This is a genomic window from Saccharopolyspora antibiotica (genome assembly GCF_047200635.1).
Classification (GTDB): Bacteria; Actinomycetota; Actinomycetes; order Mycobacteriales; family Pseudonocardiaceae; genus Saccharopolyspora_C.
Map to the genome: position 1 here is coordinate 67,492 of NZ_JBJZOI010000018.1, position 16,307 is coordinate 83,798.

20 protein-coding genes are annotated in these 16,307 nt (G+C 71.6%); 10 read left to right on the top strand and 10 right to left on the bottom strand.

Translation table 11 applies throughout. The features are described from left to right. The first annotated feature begins 25 nt into the window (after positions 1-25). Complete coding sequence (locus tag ACL03H_RS16340) at positions 26-1,270, top strand: winged helix-turn-helix domain-containing protein (protein ID WP_412812102.1); 1,245 nt, start codon at positions 26-28, stop codon at positions 1,268-1,270. On the opposite strand, the gene ACL03H_RS16345 is transcribed toward ACL03H_RS16340, so the two are convergent. Both ACL03H_RS16345 and ACL03H_RS16350 read right to left on the bottom strand, forming a co-directional pair. Beyond that, positions 1,254-2,234 (bottom strand): DUF4097 family beta strand repeat-containing protein, encoded by a 981-nt coding sequence (locus tag ACL03H_RS16345; protein ID WP_412812103.1) that lies wholly within the window; start codon positions 2,232-2,234, stop codon positions 1,254-1,256. The genes ACL03H_RS16340 and ACL03H_RS16345 overlap by 17 nt on opposite strands. 17 nt (positions 2,235-2,251) lie before the next feature. Next, complete coding sequence (locus ACL03H_RS16350) at positions 2,252-2,824, bottom strand: toxin-antitoxin system HicB family antitoxin (RefSeq protein WP_412812104.1); 573 nt, start codon at positions 2,822-2,824, stop codon at positions 2,252-2,254. Positions 2,825-3,042: 218 nt separating this feature from the next. Between ACL03H_RS16350 and thyX the strand changes: the two genes are divergently transcribed. The 6 genes from thyX to ACL03H_RS16380 all read left to right on the top strand — a co-directional run bounded on the left by thyX (position 3,043) and on the right by ACL03H_RS16380 (position 9,332). Beyond that, positions 3,043-3,795: an FAD-dependent thymidylate synthase gene (gene thyX, locus ACL03H_RS16355; RefSeq protein ID WP_412812105.1), complete on the top strand. Its 753-nt coding sequence runs from the start codon at positions 3,043-3,045 to the stop codon at positions 3,793-3,795. Between the two features lie 71 nt (positions 3,796-3,866). Further along, entirely contained in the window at positions 3,867-5,294 is a 1,428-nt protein-coding gene (locus ACL03H_RS16360; RefSeq protein WP_412812106.1) for a serine/threonine-protein kinase, read from the top strand. Between the two features lie 40 nt (positions 5,295-5,334). After that, on the top strand, positions 5,335-5,961 hold the full coding sequence (locus tag ACL03H_RS16365; protein ID WP_412812107.1) for a TIGR03085 family metal-binding protein: 627 nt from the start codon (positions 5,335-5,337) through the stop codon (positions 5,959-5,961). A 178-nt stretch (positions 5,962-6,139) separates the two neighbouring features. After that, positions 6,140-7,081, top strand: a complete 942-nt coding sequence (gene dapA / locus ACL03H_RS16370) for a 4-hydroxy-tetrahydrodipicolinate synthase (protein WP_412812108.1) — start codon at positions 6,140-6,142, stop codon at positions 7,079-7,081. Positions 7,082-7,113: 32 nt separating this feature from the next. Further along, positions 7,114-8,802 (top strand): ribonuclease J, encoded by a 1,689-nt coding sequence (locus tag ACL03H_RS16375; RefSeq protein ID WP_412812109.1) that lies wholly within the window; start codon positions 7,114-7,116, stop codon positions 8,800-8,802. 155 nt (positions 8,803-8,957) lie between these two features. Further along, positions 8,958-9,332, top strand: a complete 375-nt coding sequence (locus tag ACL03H_RS16380) for a hypothetical protein (RefSeq protein WP_412812110.1) — start codon at positions 8,958-8,960, stop codon at positions 9,330-9,332. A gap of 142 nt (positions 9,333-9,474) precedes the next feature. Here the strand turns inward: ACL03H_RS16380 and ACL03H_RS16385 are convergent, their stop codons facing one another. Then, positions 9,475-10,116, bottom strand: a complete 642-nt coding sequence (locus ACL03H_RS16385) for a hypothetical protein (RefSeq protein WP_412812111.1) — start codon at positions 10,114-10,116, stop codon at positions 9,475-9,477. 119 nt (positions 10,117-10,235) lie between these two features. Here ACL03H_RS16385 and ACL03H_RS16390 point away from each other — a divergent pair, with 119 nt between their 5' ends. Then, a complete protein-coding gene (locus ACL03H_RS16390; RefSeq protein WP_412812112.1) occupies positions 10,236-10,853 on the top strand; it encodes a TetR/AcrR family transcriptional regulator in 618 nt (205 codons plus the stop codon). A gap of 228 nt (positions 10,854-11,081) precedes the next feature. Here ACL03H_RS16390 and ACL03H_RS16395 read toward each other — a convergent pair whose 3' ends face one another. The 7 genes from ACL03H_RS16395 to ACL03H_RS16425 all read right to left on the bottom strand — a co-directional run bounded on the left by ACL03H_RS16395 (position 11,082) and on the right by ACL03H_RS16425 (position 15,359). Then, the gene (locus ACL03H_RS16395) at positions 11,082-11,534 is read right to left on the bottom strand and encodes a hypothetical protein (RefSeq protein WP_412812113.1); all 453 of its coding nucleotides are present in this window, start codon (positions 11,532-11,534) and stop codon (positions 11,082-11,084) included. Positions 11,535-11,695: 161 nt separating this feature from the next. Continuing rightward, entirely contained in the window at positions 11,696-12,295 is a 600-nt protein-coding gene (locus ACL03H_RS16400; protein WP_412812114.1) for a hypothetical protein, read from the bottom strand. 35 nt (positions 12,296-12,330) lie between these two features. After that, positions 12,331-13,476: a hypothetical protein gene (locus ACL03H_RS16405; protein WP_412812115.1), complete on the bottom strand. Its 1,146-nt coding sequence runs from the start codon at positions 13,474-13,476 to the stop codon at positions 12,331-12,333. A gap of 2 nt (positions 13,477-13,478) precedes the next feature. Continuing rightward, positions 13,479-13,760 (bottom strand): hypothetical protein, encoded by a 282-nt coding sequence (locus tag ACL03H_RS16410; protein WP_412812116.1) that lies wholly within the window; start codon positions 13,758-13,760, stop codon positions 13,479-13,481. Between the two features lies 1 nt (position 13,761). Beyond that, complete coding sequence (locus ACL03H_RS16415; protein WP_412812117.1) at positions 13,762-14,121, bottom strand: SAV_915 family protein; 360 nt, start codon at positions 14,119-14,121, stop codon at positions 13,762-13,764. A 165-nt stretch (positions 14,122-14,286) separates the two neighbouring features. Then, positions 14,287-14,478: a DUF397 domain-containing protein gene (locus ACL03H_RS16420; protein ID WP_412812118.1), complete on the bottom strand. Its 192-nt coding sequence runs from the start codon at positions 14,476-14,478 to the stop codon at positions 14,287-14,289. Positions 14,479-14,495: 17 nt separating this feature from the next. Next, a complete protein-coding gene (locus ACL03H_RS16425; protein ID WP_412812119.1) occupies positions 14,496-15,359 on the bottom strand; it encodes a helix-turn-helix domain-containing protein in 864 nt (287 codons plus the stop codon). A gap of 139 nt (positions 15,360-15,498) precedes the next feature. On the opposite strand from ACL03H_RS16425, the gene ACL03H_RS16430 reads away from it, so the two are divergent. Together ACL03H_RS16430 and ACL03H_RS16435 are read left to right on the top strand one after the other, a co-directional pair. Next, positions 15,499-15,789: a hypothetical protein gene (locus ACL03H_RS16430; protein WP_412812120.1), complete on the top strand. Its 291-nt coding sequence runs from the start codon at positions 15,499-15,501 to the stop codon at positions 15,787-15,789. After that, positions 15,786-16,007: a hypothetical protein gene (locus tag ACL03H_RS16435; RefSeq protein WP_412812121.1), complete on the top strand. Its 222-nt coding sequence runs from the start codon at positions 15,786-15,788 to the stop codon at positions 16,005-16,007. The genes ACL03H_RS16430 and ACL03H_RS16435 overlap by 4 nt, the downstream gene beginning before the upstream one ends. The last annotated feature ends 300 nt before the right edge of the window (positions 16,008-16,307 follow it).

Below are 16,307 nucleotides of genomic sequence, written 5' to 3' on the forward strand. Positions count from 1 at the left end.
CGGTGGTGGATGGCACGATCGGCGGATGCAGACGATGAGCACCGCGACGGCCCGGCGCACCGCGCTGGCGGCGCAGGGATTCACCGATGCCCGCCCTGCCGGGCAGGTCACCCGCCAGCACCTGAACCGCGTCCTGGGGCGCACCAAGCTGCTGCAGCTGGACTCGGTGAACGTCGCGGTGCGCGCGCACTACATGCCGCTGTTCAGCAGGCTCGGCGCCTACTCCGCCCGGCTGCTCGACGACGCCGCCTGGAACCCGACCGCCGCCAAGCCCCGGCTGCTCGTCGAGTACTGGGCGCACGAGGCCTCGCTGATCCCCGTGGCCGACTGGCCGCTCCTGCGCTGGCGGATGCGCGAGCACGGCGGTTCGTGGCGCCGCCGGGCCCGCGAGCTGCTGGAGAGCTCGCCCGGCCTCGTCGACGACGTCCTCGCCGCCGTGAAGGACCTCGGCCCGGTCGGCGCGGGAACGCTGGAGCGCGAACTGGGCGGCGGGATCCGGCAGGGCCGGGGGCCGTGGTGGAACCGCACCGAGACCAAGCGCGTCTGCGAGCTCCTCTTCGCCACGGGCGAACTCACCACGGGAACCCGCAAGGGCTTCGAACGCCGCTACGACCTACCGGAACGCGTGTTGCCGCCCGAGGTGCTCGCCCAGGACCCGCCCGAGGACGAGGCGATCCGCGAACTGGTGCGCCGTTCCGCCACCGCCCTCGGCGTGGCCACCGAGACCGATCTGCGCGACTACTACCGGCTCGGCCCGCAGCAGGCGCGGCAGGCCATCGCGGAACTCATCGACGGCGGCGAGCTGGAGCCCGTCGCAGTGCGGGGCTGGCAGCACCAGGCCTACTTGCACTCGACCGCCCGCACCCCGCGCCGCGTCCAGGGGCACGCCCTGCTGTGCCCGTTCGACCCGGTGGTGTGGGAGCGGTCCCGCGCTGAGCGGCTGTTCGGCTTCCGGTACCGCATCGAGATCTACGTGCCGGAGGCGAAGCGCGAGTACGGCTACTACGTCTTCCCCTTCCTGCGCAACGGAGAGCTGGTCGCCCGGGTGGATCTGAAGGCCGACCGGGCGGCGAAGGTCCTCCGGGTGCCCGGGGCCTTCACCGAACCCGGTCGCGAGGCCGGAGCCATCGCACCGGACCTCGCCGAGGCGCTGACCGAGATGGCCGCCTGGCTGGAACTGGACGGCGTCGAGATCGGCGAGCGCGGTGATCAGGTCTTGACCGCCGCGCTGCGCGACCTCACCAGGGGCGACCTCACACGGCAGAGGTGAGCAGGGCGTCACCGCTGCCGCTGCGGCCGAAGATCCGCAGCGCGGGTTCCTCCCGAGTCGGCTCCGGCGCGACGTCCAGGTCGCTGCGCACCGTTCCAGTGGTCGAGGTCAGGTCGACCTCGGCATCGACACCGGCGGGCAGCGCCACCCGGAGCTCACCGGAACCCGTGATGAGTTCGAGCTGGCCGGACGTCGCCTCGGCGACCGTGACGGCACCGCTGCCGGACCGCACCAGCACGTCCGAGCCGACCGAACCCAGCCAGACCGCGCCGCTGCCGGTCACCACCGAGGACGGTGCCCGCACGGATGCGATCTCCACGTCCCCGCTCCCGCTGCGCGCCTGCACCCCGGCACCCATCTCGCCGAGACGCAAGGCGCCGGACCCGGTGCGGGCGACGGTGGTGCCCCCGGCCCGCTCCACGGACACGGCGCCACCGCCGGACTGCACCTCCACGCGCCCGGCGGGGCCGGTGATCCGCACCTCGCCGCTCGACGACCGGATCCCCAGCTGGGAATCCGCCGGGGCGCGCACGAGCACCGCCAGCGGGACCGCGCGCAGCGGCACCGAACTCGGCGTGCGCACCGCCAGCCGGTTGCCGGTGAGGTCGACCCGGGTCTGGCGCACCGCCTCCGCGATCGGCTCGCGGATCCCGCCCCGCTCACCGAAGGCGCGGTCGCCGAGCCCGCCGCGCAGCCCGGACTCGCTGAGCTGCTCGCTGACCCAGCTCAGCAGGCCGGTGAGCCCGCTGCGCCAGTCCGCACCGCCGCCCGCGCTGTCGTGCCGGATCTCGACGTGGGTGATGTCGGTCGTGCACAGCTCGACCGTGATCGAGCCGAGCCCGTTGCCGATGTCGACCTCGATCGGCGCCGCGGTGTCGAAGTCCTGCGTCCGCACCAGGTCCTCCGGTTCCCGAGGTCCGGAAGCTCCGCCGGAACCGGGCCCGCCCGTGTCGTCGCCACTCATCGCCGTCCCCTTCCCGCTCAGCCGTGCACCCAGCCGTGCAGCCGCGAACCCGGCCCGTCCTCGGGTCCTTCCGGACGCCAGCGACCGGAGCCGGGCGGTCCCCAGCCCGGCCCGCGTCCTGCCCGGGGGTGGTCCCAGGGCCCGCGCGGCCTGCCGCCGTGCAGAGCGCCCTGCACCGCCTGCGCCACCCAGGTGTTGAGCGAGACCCCCTGCGTCGACGCCGCCCGCTCCGCCTGGGACTTGATCTCGTCGAGCAGCCGCAGCGTGATCCTGCTGATGTCCCCGCCGTCGGCGCCCGGAGGCGGGGGCGGCGGTCTCTCCTCCTCGCCGGACGGAGGTGGTGCCGCGGCGCCGCCGCTGACGACCACGCGGACGTCCCGGCCGTCCAGCCGGACGTCGACCACCTGGCCGTCGAGGTGCGTCGTCACCTCCGCGGCCAGGTCGGAGAGCGCGTTCATGATGGCCAGCCGGGTCGCCGGTTCGATCGCGGCGGACAGGGCGGCGGCGGTCTGCCGGGTCTGCTCGTCGCCCGCCGAGGCGGCCGAGCCGAGGTCCTCCCGGAGCTGCGCGATGTAGGGGCTCAGATCCATGACGCCACTATGGCGTCATCACTGGCGTCGTGCAAGGGCACGATGGTGTCAAGGTGTGTCACCGGGTCGTCGCGGACGGTGGCCCGGGCGGTCCGCCGGGGCGGTCGGACCCGCCGGTTAGGCTCGGAAACCGCCAGCACCCGGCACCGCCAGCACCCGGTCCACGGGCACGCGGCCGGAACATCCGCACACCTCCCACGCGAAGGGGTCCCCGCACAGTGACCGAGATCGTGCCGCCGAAGGTCCAGCTGATCGGCAAGACCGAGTTCTTCCCGCCCGCCGACGTGGACTGGTCCACCGACGCGGACGGCGGCCAGGCGCTCGCGGAGTTCGCCGGCCGGGCTTGCTACCAGTCCTGGCGCAAGCCGAACCCCGCGACCGCCACGAACGAGGGCTACCTGCGGCACATCATGGAGGTCGGCCACCTCTCGGTGCTGGAGCACGGCTCCGTGACGTTCTACCTGACCGGGATGTCCCGGTCGCTGACCCACGAGCTGATCCGGCACCGGCACTTCTCCTACTCGCAGCTGTCCCAGCGCTACGTCCCCGAGCGCGACGCCGCGATGGTGGAGCCGGACGTCATCGCCGAGGACCCCGCGCTGCACGAGAAGTTCGTGCAGGCCACCGAGGCCAGCGTCGCCGCCTACACGGAGCTGCTGGAAGCGCTGCAGGAGAAGTTCGCCGACGAGCCCAAGGCGACGCTGCGCCGCAAGCAGGCCCGGCAGGCCGCCCGTTCGGTGCTGCCCAACGCCACCGAGACCCGGATCGTCGTCAGCGGCAACTACCGCGCCTGGCGGCACTTCGTCGCGATGCGCGCGAGCGAGCACGCCGACGTGGAGATCCGCGCCCTCGCGGTGGAGTGCCTGCGCCAGCTGCAGGAGGTGGCGCCCAACGTGTTCGGCGACTTCGAGATCACCCACCTCAAGGACGGCTCGGCGGTGGCCTCCAGCCCGTTCGTCACCGAAGGCTGACGGAACCGCGACCGGCCCCCCGGTCGTCCGATGCGATGATCTCGCGGAGGACGGCTGGGGGAGGACGCGACGTGGGGGAACGGACCGATGCGGTGCCCGGGGTGATCGGGGGCCGCTACCGGATCGACGGGGAGCTCGGCCGCGGTGGCATGGGTGTCGTGCGGCGCGCGCGGGACCTGGTCATCGGGCGCGACGTCGCCATCAAGCAGCTGCACCTGCCGGACGGCGTGCCGCCGGCCGAGCGGGCGGTGTTCCAGGAGCGGGTGCTGCGGGAGGCCCGCACCGCCGGCCGGCTCAGCGACCCCGGCGCCGTCACGGTGCACGACGTGCTGCAGGAGGGCGGCGGCACCTACATCGTGATGGAGCTGGTCGAGGCGGCCACGCTCAGCGACCTGATCGCCCAGCGCGGGCCGATGCCCGTCGAGCGGGTCCTCGACCTGGCGCTGCGGCTGCTCTCGGCGCTGCAGGCCGCGCACGCGGCGGGGATCGTGCACCGGGACGTCAAGCCGAGCAACATCATGATCTCCGACGACGTGGTGAAGCTGACCGATTTCGGCATCGCGCAGACCCTGGACGACCCCAGGCTGACCACCAGCGGGAGCATCATCGGCTCCCCGTCGTTCATGGCCCCGGAGCGCATCCAGGGCGCCGACGCGACGCCCGCGAGCGATCTGTGGGCGCTGGGCGCCACGCTCTTCTTCGCCGCCGAGGGCTGGATGCCGTTCGAGCGGCAGAGCACGGCGGCCACGCTGCACGCGGTGCTCAACGAGCCGCCGCGGCTGGCCCGCGCGCACGGCCCGATCGCCGCGGTGATCACCGGCTTGCTGCTGCCGGACCCGCGCCGCAGGCTCACCGCCGACCAAGTGCGCGCGCTGCTGGACCACCGGGCCGTCGGCCCGGGGCGCGCCGCGCAGGCCCCGACCCACCGGGTGCCCGCCGCGAAGCCCCGCCGGTGGGCGATCGGCGCCGCGGTCGCGGTCGCGCTGTTCGCGGCGGGCCTGCTGCTCGGCCGGTTCGCGCTGCTCCCGGGCGGACCGGTCGCCGAGGAGCCCGCGCTGAGCTACGGGCCCGGCGGGGACGTGGAGGTCTTCGAGCTCGGCGACGTGAAGCCGTGCGGGGCGGGCAGCCTGGTCCCGGGTGGCACCGTGCCGGTGGCCGCCGAACGCTCCTGCTCGGAGCCGCACGACTTCGAGCTCTACGCCTCCGGCGACCCGTTCGAGGGCGGCTCCAGCAGCGATGTCGACTACCCGGGGCAGGAGCAGCTGACGCGGTTCGGCGACGGGATGTGCGCCGCGTACTTCGCCACCGACAAGATCGTCGTGCCGGGCAAGGACGCCGCGCTGCGCTACGGGGCGCTGGTGCCGACCGAGCAGGCGTGGGACCTCAAGCGGCGCAGCTCGCTGAACGGCGACAGCGACGACGACGAGGGGTCCCAGGTGGTCTACTGCTACCTGCGCAGCGCCGACGGAGTTCCGCTGACGACCTCGGCGAGCGGCTGACCCCCGGCGACGGGAACGGCACCCCCGGTAAGGTGGCCGCATGGGAGTGGCCAACGACGAACGCCGTGAATTGTGCGACCTGTTCGAGCAGGTCGGTCCGGACGCCCCGACGCTGTGCGGGGAGTGGCGGACCAGGGACCTCGCCGTCCACCTGGTGCTGCGGGAACGCCGGCCGGACGCGCTGGCGGGCAAGTTCGTCAAAGCGCTGGCCGAGCGCGGGGACAAGGTCGAGCAGGAGCTGCGCGAGAAGCCGTGGCCCGAGCTGGTCGGCACCGTGCGCGAGGGCGCGCCGAAGTGGAACCCGCTGTCCATCGGCGCGGTGGACGCGGCCGTCAACAGCGCCGAGTTCTTCGTGCACCACGAGGACGTGCGCCGCGCGCAGGCGGGCTGGCAGGCCCGGCCCAGCGACCCGGAGCGCGAGGAGGCGCTGTGGAAGTCGCTGAGCCGGATGGCGAAGATCTTCTACGGCCGCAGCCCGGTGGGCGTGGTGCTGCGCCGCCCGGACGGCACCGAGATCGCCGCCAAGCGCGGTCCGCGCACCGTGCGCTTCAGCGGTGAGCCGAGCGAGCTGCTGCTGCACGCCTTCGGCCGCAAGCAGGTGACGATCGAGACCGAGGGCAACGACGCGGACGTGCTCGCGGTGGAGGACCTGCGCCGCTCGCTCTGAGCCCGGGGCGACCGCCCCTCGCCGCGTCGGTGGGAGTTCGATCGTCGCATCGCTGAGCTGCGGGAACGCGGAGGTTCCCGGCGCGGGGTCGCCGCGATCTCCGCGTCCCGCGCTCAGCGGCCCCGGGCGTGGTACATGCGGCGCGCCCACCAGCGGGCTCACCAGGTAGCGTCAGGGCATGACCGTCTGTCCCACCGCCACCGAAGGTCGGCCTTTCGGCCGGGTCCTGACCGCCATGGTGACCCCGTTCGACGCGGACGGGAAGCTCGACCTGGAGTTGGCGCAGGAGCTCGCGAGCTACCTCGTCGACCACGTCGGCAACGACGGGCTGATCGTCAACGGCACGACGGGTGAGAGCCCGACGACCAGCGATGACGAGAAGGACCGGTTGCTGCGCGCGGTCGTCGAAGCGGTGGGGGACCGCGCGACGGTGGTCGCGGGCGCGGGCACGAACGACACGGCGCACTCCGTGGACCTCGCGCGCACCGCCGAGAAGGCCGGCGCGCACGGGCTGCTCGTGGTGACGCCGTACTACTCCCGCCCGCCGCAGGAGGGCCTGCTGTCGCACTTCACGACGGTGGCCGATGCGACCGAGCTGCCCGTGATGCTCTACGACATCCCGCCCCGCTCGGTGGTGCCGATCCACACCGACACGCTCAAGCGGCTCGCGGAGCACCCGCAGATCAAGGCCGTGAAGGACTCGAAGCACGACCTGTGGGCGGGCAGCGAGGTGCTGGCCAACAGCGACCTGGCCTACTACTCGGGAGAGGACCCGCTGAACCTCCCCTGGTTGTCGGTGGGTGCGGTCGGGTTCGTCAGCGTCATCGGGCACGTCGTCGGGGACCGGCTGCGCAAGATGCTCGACGCCTACGAGGCGGGCGACATCGCCACCGCCCGGGAGATCCACTTCGGGCTGATGCCCGTGTACCGGTCGATGAACTTCGTCGGCGGTGTGATCTTCGCGAAGACGGCGCTGAGGTTGTGCGGTTACGAGACCGGACACCCGAGGCTGCCCCTGCCGCAGGCCACCGACGAGCAGGTGCGCGTGATCACCAGTGATCTGTGGGACGCCGGTCTGGTCCTGGTCAATCCCGACGCCGCAGCAGAGGTGACGCGTTGAGCGCTCGCGCAACAGCTTCCGAACACCACCCCATGACGCCGACCGCCTCGGCGCCTCCACCCGCGCTGCCCGAGGGCGGCCTGCGGGTGACCGCGCTGGGCGGCATCGGCGAGGTGGGCCGCAACATGACGGTCTTCGAGCACGAAGGCCGGTTGCTCATCGTCGACTGCGGGGTGCTGTTCCCGGAGGACGACTCGCCCGGGGTGGACCTGATCCTCCCCGACTTCGGGGCGATCGAGAACCGGATGGACGACATCGAGGCCGTGGTGCTCACCCACGGTCACGAGGACCACATCGGCGCGGTGCCGTTCCTGCTGCGGTTGCGCCCGGACCTGCCGGTGGTGGGCTCGAAGTTCACGCTGGCGCTGCTGGCGGCCAAGTGCAAGGAGCACCGCCAGGACCCGGTCCTGGTCGAGGTCACCGAGGGCCAGCACAGCGAGCACGGCGTGTTCGACCTGGAGTTCTTCGCCGTCAACCACTCCATCCCGGACGCGCTGGCGGTGGCGATCCGCACCCCGGCGGGCGTCGTGCTGCACACCGGTGACATCAAGCTCGACCAGCTTCCCCTGGACGGCAGGCTCACCGACCTGGCCGGGTTCTCCCGGCTCGGCGACGAGGGCGTGGACCTGTTCCTGGTGGACTCCACCAACGCCGAGGTGCCCGGGTTCGTCACGCCGGAGCGCGAGATCGGCCCGGTGCTGGACACCGTGATCGGGAAGGCGACGCAGCGGCTCATCGTGGCCTGCTTCGCCAGCCACGTGCACCGCGTGCAGCAGGTGCTGGACGTCGCCGATCGGCACGGGCGCAAGGTGTGCTTCGTGGGCCGTTCGATGGTGCGCAACATGGGCATCGCGAACGAGCTGGGCATCCTGCGGGTGCCGCCGGGCCTGCTCGTCGAGCTCGACGAGGCGCTGGCGATGCCCGAGCACATGGTGCTGTTCGTCTCGACCGGTTCGCAGGGCGAGCCGCTGTCCGCGCTGTCCCGGATGGCCCGCGGCGAGCACAAGCAGATCCGGATCCGCGCCGGTGACACCGTGGTGCTGGCGAGCTCGCTCATCCCCGGCAACGAGACCGCCGTGTTCGGCGTGGTCAACGGGCTGGTGCGGCTCGGCGCGGACGTGGTCCACCAGGGCGGGGCGAAGGTCCACGTCTCCGGGCACGCCTCGGCGGGCGAGCTGCTGTACCTCTACAACGCGGTGCGACCGAGCAACGTGATGCCGGTGCACGGCGAGTGGCGCCACCTGCGTGCGAACGCGGAGCTGGCCCGGCTGACCGGTGTCCCCGCCGAGCGCGTGGTGATCGCCGAGGACGGCGTGGTGGTGGACCTCGTCGACGGCATCGCGAAGGTCTCCGGCCGGGTCGAGGTCGGCCACGTCTACGTGGACGGCCTGTCGGTGGGCGACGTCGGCGAGTCGACGCTCTCGGACCGGTTGGTGCTGGGTGAGGGCGGTTTCATCTCGATCACCGTGGCCGTGGAGGCCGCGACGGGACGCGCCGTGTCCAGCCCGACGATCTCGGGGCGCGGTTTCTCGGACGACCCGAAGGCACTGGACGGCGTCGTGCCGCTGGTGGAGATGGAGCTGGCGCGCACCGAGTCGGAGGGCATCACCGACACGCACCGCGTCGCCCAGGCCGTGCGCCGGGTGGTCGGCAAGTGGGTGGCCGACACCTACCGACGCCGCCCGATGATCGTGCCGAACGTGCTGCCGGTCGACTCCTGATCCGCCGCCGCGATCGGAAATCCGGTGCGCACCCCGGATTTCCGCTCGCGGGACCGGAGGGTTTCCCCGCGAGGAAGCCGAGGACCGTCCGGCTGCCCTCCGGCGTCGTAGCGTTGCCGCATCTCATCGGGAGAGTTGTGGAAGGGGCACGACACATGAAGCGATTCACCGCAGCGGCGGTCCTCGCGGTGGCCGCGGCGCTGGCGGTACCCGCCTCGGCGCTGGCCGCACCGGCATCAGCAGTGCAGATCGTCGACGACGGCACGGTTCGCGGTGGTGACGTCCCGCCGGACCAGACCGCTCCGGGTGGTGACGTCCCGCCGGACCAGACCGCTCCGGGTGCTGACGTCCCGCCGGACCAGACCACGTCGATGGTGGTGCGGGCCGCCGCGGGTGACGACAAGGGCGACGGCGGCGGCTGCGACCCGGAGTCGTCCAAGGTGCCGTGCGGCCGCGCCGCGCTCCTGGAGGACGAGGACGGCACTTCGGAGCTGGGCGCGAGCGCCGCGCCCACCCGGCCGGTGCGCTGAGCCCCGAGCCGATCGGCGCCCCGAGCCGTCTCCCGGCTCGGGGCGCTCGTCGTCCGGCACCGGGTGGTCAGCGCCGTGCTGCCCGCAGGGGTCTGCGAGGGCGGCCGGCCGCGTCGAGCCGCGACGGCCGCCGCTGCCGGAGTCAGTTCCCGGCGCCGTCGAGCAGCCAGTGGTAGCGCATCCGCAGCCCCCGTTCCATGCTCGCCATCGCCGCGCCGACGGTGAGGGCGATGTTGAGCCACGCCGGCAGCCGCAGGGGAGATTCGAAGATCCCGATGTTCTCGGCGATGGGAGGGATCCGGGAGATCGGTTCCGCGACCTGGAGGACGAGCAGCACCACGCCGATGATCAGCATGACGACCGAGAGGAATCCGAGCGCGCGGCTGGCGGCCGGGTGGTTGCGCTCGAGGCGGGCGCGGCGTCCCTCGGCGGACTTCGGGTCCGGGACGAGCTGCTGCTCCGCGCCTCCGTCGGTGACGTGGTGACAGCGCCTGAGCCCGACGCGGCTCACCGCCACCTCGATCACACCGCCGTCGACGGGGAAGATGGCGGGGACCTTGGAGACCGCGTGGTGCCTGCCGTCGCGGAACAGGTTGGCGTGGACCTCGCCGGTTTTCGCGTCTCCCATGAGCCGGACGTCGACGGCGTACTCCGTCCGGCCGTCCTGCCGGAGGTAGTACAGCGATCGGTTGAACTGCTGCCACCAGCGGAAGGGTTTCAAGGGGCGCCCGTCCCCGCTCTTGACGCGTCCGACGGCGCGCTGCCGCCGCCACTCCTTGAACATGCCCGACCCTTCTTCGATGGTGGAAGAAATTGTTCAGAACGCCGCAATGTGGTGGTTATCACGCTAGCACAGCGTGTTAAAAAGTACTATCACGGTGTGCCAGTACAGTGTGGTGGGAGGTGGACGTGGACGTATCGGACGACCCGGCGCTGAGCACCCGGCACCGGATCCTGGTGGCCGCGGCAACGATGCTGGGCGAGGACGTGGCCGCGCGGCTGAGCGTGCGAGCGGTCGCCGCTCGGGCTGGGGTGAGCACCGGTTCGCTGCGGTACCACTTCCCGACGCAACGGGACCTCCGCGACGCCGTGCTCGCCGGCATCTACGACCTGGTGGCCTCGGACGACGCCATCCACGACCGGTCGGTCCCGCCCCGGGAACGGCTCGTCGCGTGCCTGCGGCAGGTGCTGGCGCCGACCGGGGTCGGGGAGCAGGCGCGTGCCGCTCTGGGCAAGCTCTACGAGGCGTTCATCGCGTCCGAACCGGATGAGGACGCCCGGGCCGCGTACCTCGGCATGGAGCGCGAGGGCTTCCGCCGCACCGAGCGCTGGCTCGCCGTCCTGGTGGAGGAAGGCGCGCTCGCCCGAGGCGACAACGCACGGCGAGCGCGCTTCCTGATGACCGTCCTCGACGGCCTCTCCATGGAGCGCGCGCTGCCCGCCGAGGACTCCCTGCTCGCCAGGGAAACGGAGACCTTGTACCTGGCCGTCGATTCCGTCCTGGCCTCCCGGGAGCCGTGACCGCCGTACCTGCTCGGCGACGGCCCCGCCCCGGGTCGGGCGGAGCGGGGCCGTCGCCGGTGCGGGTCGTGAGCCGCGTCGGAGTGCGGCGGCCTGCGCTGCTGCGGGAGGCGGTCGGTGGAGCTCCGGTGTGCTGCGACGCTCGACCCGGCACGACCGTTGCCGGAGTCGGTGGGGAAGGGCACGCAGGACGCGCTCGATCTGGGGCTGTGCTGCTTCGCGGCGCGGTCAGCGCAACTTGAGCGTGTCGAGGGCGCGGCCGGTGGCGGTGGCGGGGCCTCGGTGCACGGAGTGCGCGATGCCGTTGTAGACGAGGTCCCACAGCGCGCGTTTGCGCTGGATCTGGTGCAGCGGAGCGCGGGCGGAGCCGCCGTGCCCGTCGGTCAGCACGAGCCACGGTTCGGAGTCCTCGGCACGAGTCTCGATGTCAATCCGCAGCAGCTTGTAGAGCCTGACGTAAGTGGTGCGGTTGCTCGCGAACCAGTCGGCTCCGGCCGAATACCCCTCGCTTCGGCCACGGAGGTAGAACGGGACGGCAGCGGCGGCGGCGATCAGCCACAGCCACCAGGTCCGCGCCCACTCGAATCCCCAGTCGAGCCAGCAGTAGCGCAGCACGAGAATCCCGCTCAGGAACAATCCGGCTTTGAGCAGGCCGGTGTCCAACCCGTGGCACCACTCCAAGATCGGTCCTTCGCCCGGCGGTGCGGGCGGGAAGCGCGCGAAGGTGCGTCGAGTGCGTCCCTCGTTCCGCCAGGTGACGACCACCGGCGCCCGTGGTGGGCGCGGCAGGCCGGTGGCCGGGTCGGGTTTGCGGGCGGGTGAGTGCGGCCGGGCTTGTTCGGTCACCGGAGCTGGAGCTTGTCGAGGGCGAGTTCGTTCGCGGTGGCGGTGCCGGTGTTCACGGAGTGGACGATCCCGTTGTAGACGAGATCCCAGAGGGCGCGGTTCTGCTGCACCTCGCGCAGCTTGACTCCGGCGAAACCGCCGCTCCGGTCGGTGAGTTCGAGCACCCATGCGTCCACGCCCGCGGGGTTCGTGACGGTGACCTTCGTCAGCTCGTAGAGCTGCACGTGACGTCTGCGGCTCGTCGCGAACCAGTCGGCACCGGCCGAGAAGCCTCCGCTGCGGCTGTAGAGGTAGAAGACCGGGATCGGGGCGAGGACGAATGCCCACAGGCCCCAAGTGGTGATCCAGTCGAATCCCCAGTCCTTCAAGGACAGGAACGCGGCGATCAGGAAGGCGACGAAGATTCCCGACTTGATGCCGTTCGAGCTCGACTCCTGGAACCATTCGAGAACCGGGCCTTCACCGGGTGGCGCGGGCGGGAAGCGCGCCCGTGCCGGATCACGCTCTCCAGGCTGTTGCGCGCCGAGCACGACGGGTGCCCGAGGTGGCCGAGGGCTCCCGGTCGTCGCGTCCGGTCGAGATGCTGCTTGCGGCACTGGCTGATGTTCCTTCCTGGGCAGGAGAAGGGAGGTCAGTCGAGCAGATTCCATCCTTCGTCTACCAGGATGCCAACCCCGATTCCGATGATCGCTCCGCCGACCGCTCCGACCGGGCCACCGATCATCGCACCCGCAACGGCACCGGAGACCAACGAAGCTCCACCGGAAGCGATTGCCTGCGTCGGGTCTTTCCCGTTGTCTATGTCGTAGTAAACGCCCGCGCCCGTGAAGAGGACGCCCGCGACGGGAATGCTCTTGCCGAGTTTGGTCGAGCCCTTCAGTAGCCAGTTGTTCGGGGTCGGAACCCGATCCGGGATGACCTTTTGGTCGAGGCTCGCACTCAGCCAGCGGGGCACGTGCTCGTCGATGGACGCCGCGATGCGGGTCGGGTAGGCCTCGGCTAGGGCGCTGGCTCGTGTCGCGGTGCGTTCGGCGGCTATCTGGGCAGCGGTGAAGCGACCGCTTGCGCTCATGCTGGTGTTCTGCGCCAGTTTCGACGCGAGCTCGGCGGCAGGTTTGACGTGCTTGGCGACGTCCGTCCACTTCGAGGTTCTGGCTGCGATCGCAGCGGTCAGCCCCGTCGACACGTCGCCCAGGGTCAGGCCGAGTTTGACCGGGTCGACGATGCCCGCGATGGAGCGGACGATCACGTTCTGGGAGTCGGTCTCGGTTTTCTTGGCCTGTGCGACGGTTTCGGCGGCTTCGCGGTAGGCCGCGATCTTGCGCTGGTACTCGGCCACGGCGGCCACCGAGGCCTCGTGGCGTTGTGCTTGCCGCCGGGTGGCGGAGCCGTCGGACGGGAGCGGTTTCGGCTCGGCCGGCGCTTCTCCCGGGGGCTGGATCTTGAAGCCGTGAATCGTCAGGCCGCCGTCCAGCGCGGCGTCGCGGGCGTGCCGCATCTGGGCTCGGGCGGTGCGCAGTCCGTCGGCGTGGACCTCCATCGCGTCGCACACCTCGGAGATCATCTGCACGGTGTCGCCCGCCATCCGCGCGCCCTGGAAGGCGACGTCGCGGAACGCCTCGCCCGCCGCGCCATCCCAACCGGCCTCGGACGAGCCCCGGGCCGCGAGGTAGTCCCGTTCGGCCTGCTCGATGTTCGCGGAGGTGTCGCGCAGCCACTGGCAGGTGGCGGTGAAGCTCTCCGGGTCGCCCTTGATCTCGGTGTCGAGTTCGTCCACCGTCAGCCCCCGGCCTGCGTGCGCTTCAGGTGCAGCACCTGGTCGTAGTCGATCGTCTCGTAGTCGGCGCGGCCCTCGGCGACGGCTTGGCCGAGCCCGCCCGCGCTCGCGGCGACGTTGCCGACCCCCTCGCACAGCAGCGCCAGGGTCGCGGACAGCAGCTCGGTGATGTCCCCGGCCTGCGGAACGGGCGGTGGTGTCGCGGCGGTGTCGAGGTCGGATTCCGCGTTGCGCAGTCTCGTCGACACCTGGGACAGGACGAGCGGATCCGCTGCGAAGCCCACGTCAGCGCGCCCCTTCGCCGTGCCGCTGATCGGCGGGCACCGCCGCGTCCCACACCACCTGGTCGGCCCCGCAGCGCCGTTGCAGGTCCGGGATCGACCCGCCCTCGACCGCGATCCACGGCTGGGTGTCCCCGCAGCCGGACACCAGCGCTTCGAGGGTGGTGAAGGCGAGCATGGCGGTCGTGCCGTCGGCGAGGCGCCGGAGCTCCAGGGTGACCGGCTGGTTCCGGTTCGTGATGCGCTCGGCGGGCAGGAACACCTGGGCCGGCGGCTGGTCCTCGTCGTCGAGCGGTGCCGCGCCCAGCACCGCCGGAGCCTCGTTCGCGTGGTCGCGCATCACGTGCGCGTCTCCGTACACCATCCGGTACCTCAGCCAGCCTGCGTTGAACGTGTCCGGCGGGACGGTACCGAATGGGTGAGGGCGTCGAGAGCGGGAAATTACTCAACGCCTGAGCGGAGCAGGGAGCGGGGGAGCGGGCCGCCCCGCCGTGTGGGTGGCGGGGCGACCCGCGGCTTCTTCCGGGGATCAGCCCCGCTTGAGGGTGGTGAGGAAGGCTGACCAGGTGGTGCCGGTGAAGGTGAGGGTGCCGCCGTCGCGGTCCTTGGTGTCGCGGACCCCGGCGCCGCCGGGAACTAACGCCACCTCCACGCACTCGTTCTGCGAGTTGCTGTAGCTGCTCTTGAACCAGGTGGCGCCGGTCAGGTCGCGATCGGTCATGGTGGGCTCCTCGTCGGCTACGAGTACTGCTTGCCCACCGATCGTATGAGTTCGAGAGACTCGCTCGGGCCGAGCGCGGCGGCCGAGAGCCGGTTCCACTGGCGCGTGTAGGCGGCCACCGCGTCCTTGTCGTCGAGGTAGCGCGCGTCGTCGAACGACTCGACGTAGACGAACTCCAGTGCCGATGAGATGTCGGAGGACGGGATCTGGAGCAGCGTGAAGTCGTACGAGATTCCGCCGACCGGCGTCGCGGCCTGGAACGGCATCACCTGGAGATCGACGTTCGGGCGTGAGGCGATCTCTTCCAGATACCGCAGTTGATCGTGCATCACCGCGTTGGTGCCGACCTGCCGCCGCAGGCAGGATTCCGAGAGCACGAAAGCTAAAGTCGGCGGGTTCGCCTCCCGGGAAACGGACTTCTGCCGTTCTTGGCGAGCGAGGACGCTCTCGTCGGAGCTTTCGCCGTCGGTTCGCACCGGGGCGTCGTGGAGTGCTCGGATGTAGCCCTCCGTCTGCAAGATGCCCGGAATGATCTCGGTCTGCGCGTGCCGGATGCTCTCCGCGTCCGTCTCCAGGTCCACGTACATCCGGAACCACTCCGGGAACACCGCCCGGTAGCCGGTCCAGCGGCCTCGGGTGCTGCGGGTGCGGGCCAGCTCGAACATCCACTGCATGTCCGCCGGGTCCACGCCGTAGAACTCCAGCAGCAGCTTGAGATCGCCCTTGGTGATGCCGCCCTGGCCGAGTTCCAACCGGGAGATCTTGCTGCTGCTCACGCAGTCCAGTTCCTTCGCGGCCTCGTGCTGCTCGAAACCGGCCTTCTGCCGCGCGTGACGCAGCTCGTTGCCGAGCTGGAGCCGCCGCACCGTCGGTGTCGCCATCCCGCCTCCGTCGTGATCCTCACTGGCCGGATCAGTCTCCCGCGATCGGCATTCACGGCGGAACTACACGATCAGGCGACTAGCTAAGCCGCATTTGCGGTTCTAACTTTGCGTCGAATTGATCGACAAGGGGGTTCGGATGTCATCGACGCAAGGCGGCCTGCTGCTGGTGCTGATGGGAGCCACGGCCGTCGCGCCGTGGGCGGCGCTGGTGCTCGAATCGCGGCCGGTCCGCGAGAAGCTCGCCCGCAGGAAGGTCCGCCGCACGCTGCGCGCCGCCGGACTCCGCGCCACGCCGGGAAGAACTCCCGGCACCGGAGCGCCGGGAAGCTCCGTCGCCGTCCCGGTCAGCGCCCGACCGGGCGCGGTGTTCGTCAGCGTCGGCGCCGTCGTCCCGCTCGCCGACGAACCGCCGACGCTCGCCGCGTGAACCACGAACCGCGGTCCGAACGCCACTTCTGGCTCCCCGTCCCGGATTCCGGCGCGCTCGTGCGGCACGCCTTCCGCGGCCGCCGCTGGGAGAGCCAGCCCGCCGACGACTCGGTGTGCGGGCGGCGCGTCGCGATGGCCCAGCCCAGCGAACTCGACTGGTGCCGCGCGCCCACCTGCGCCGACTGCAACGACACCTTGAAGAACGAGCGGCCCTGACCGCTCCCCAGAACCCCGGGGCGAGGTTCCCCCTCCGACCCCTTGCCTCGGGACGTCCGGCCGGTGCGGCTGTCACCCCGACCAGCCCACCGGCCGGACACCAACCGCTCAGCGGTGGCGAGCAGGAGCGGGCGAGTGATCGGTGCGGGAGACCGGGTGGCCGGTCACCAGATCCGCCGACCCGCGATCCCGACCGCACCGAGGCCCCGCACCGACGCCGAGTCCCGCTCCCTGGTCGGCGAGCTCTGGAACTGCCGCGAAGTCCTCGCGGCGAAGGCACCTCCCCATCGACCACGGACG

Bases quoted from the DNA above. Each gene is read 5' to 3' on its own strand.
- ACL03H_RS16375 (WP_412812109.1), top strand. From the start codon at position 7,114: ATGACGCCGACCGCCTCGGCGCCTCCACCCGCGCTGCCCGAGGGCGGC.
- ACL03H_RS16420 (WP_412812118.1), bottom strand. From the start codon at position 14,478: ATGACCGATCGCGACCTGACCGGCGCCACCTGGTTCAAGAGCAGCTAC.
- ACL03H_RS16365 (WP_412812107.1), top strand. From the start codon at position 5,335: ATGGGAGTGGCCAACGACGAACGCCGTGAATTGTGCGACCTGTTCGAG.
- ACL03H_RS16385 (WP_412812111.1), bottom strand. From the start codon at position 10,116: ATGTTCAAGGAGTGGCGGCGGCAGCGCGCCGTCGGACGCGTCAAGAGC.
- ACL03H_RS16345 (WP_412812103.1), bottom strand. From the start codon at position 2,234: ATGAGTGGCGACGACACGGGCGGGCCCGGTTCCGGCGGAGCTTCCGGA.
- ACL03H_RS16380 (WP_412812110.1), top strand. From the start codon at position 8,958: ATGAAGCGATTCACCGCAGCGGCGGTCCTCGCGGTGGCCGCGGCGCTG.
- ACL03H_RS16350 (WP_412812104.1), bottom strand. From the start codon at position 2,824: ATGGATCTGAGCCCCTACATCGCGCAGCTCCGGGAGGACCTCGGCTCG.
- ACL03H_RS16415 (WP_412812117.1), bottom strand. From the start codon at position 14,121: ATGGTGTACGGAGACGCGCACGTGATGCGCGACCACGCGAACGAGGCT.
- ACL03H_RS16340 (WP_412812102.1), top strand. From the start codon at position 26: ATGCAGACGATGAGCACCGCGACGGCCCGGCGCACCGCGCTGGCGGCG.
- ACL03H_RS16430 (WP_412812120.1), top strand. From the start codon at position 15,499: ATGTCATCGACGCAAGGCGGCCTGCTGCTGGTGCTGATGGGAGCCACG.
- ACL03H_RS16425 (WP_412812119.1), bottom strand. From the start codon at position 15,359: ATGGCGACACCGACGGTGCGGCGGCTCCAGCTCGGCAACGAGCTGCGT.
- dapA (WP_412812108.1), top strand. From the start codon at position 6,140: ATGACCGTCTGTCCCACCGCCACCGAAGGTCGGCCTTTCGGCCGGGTC.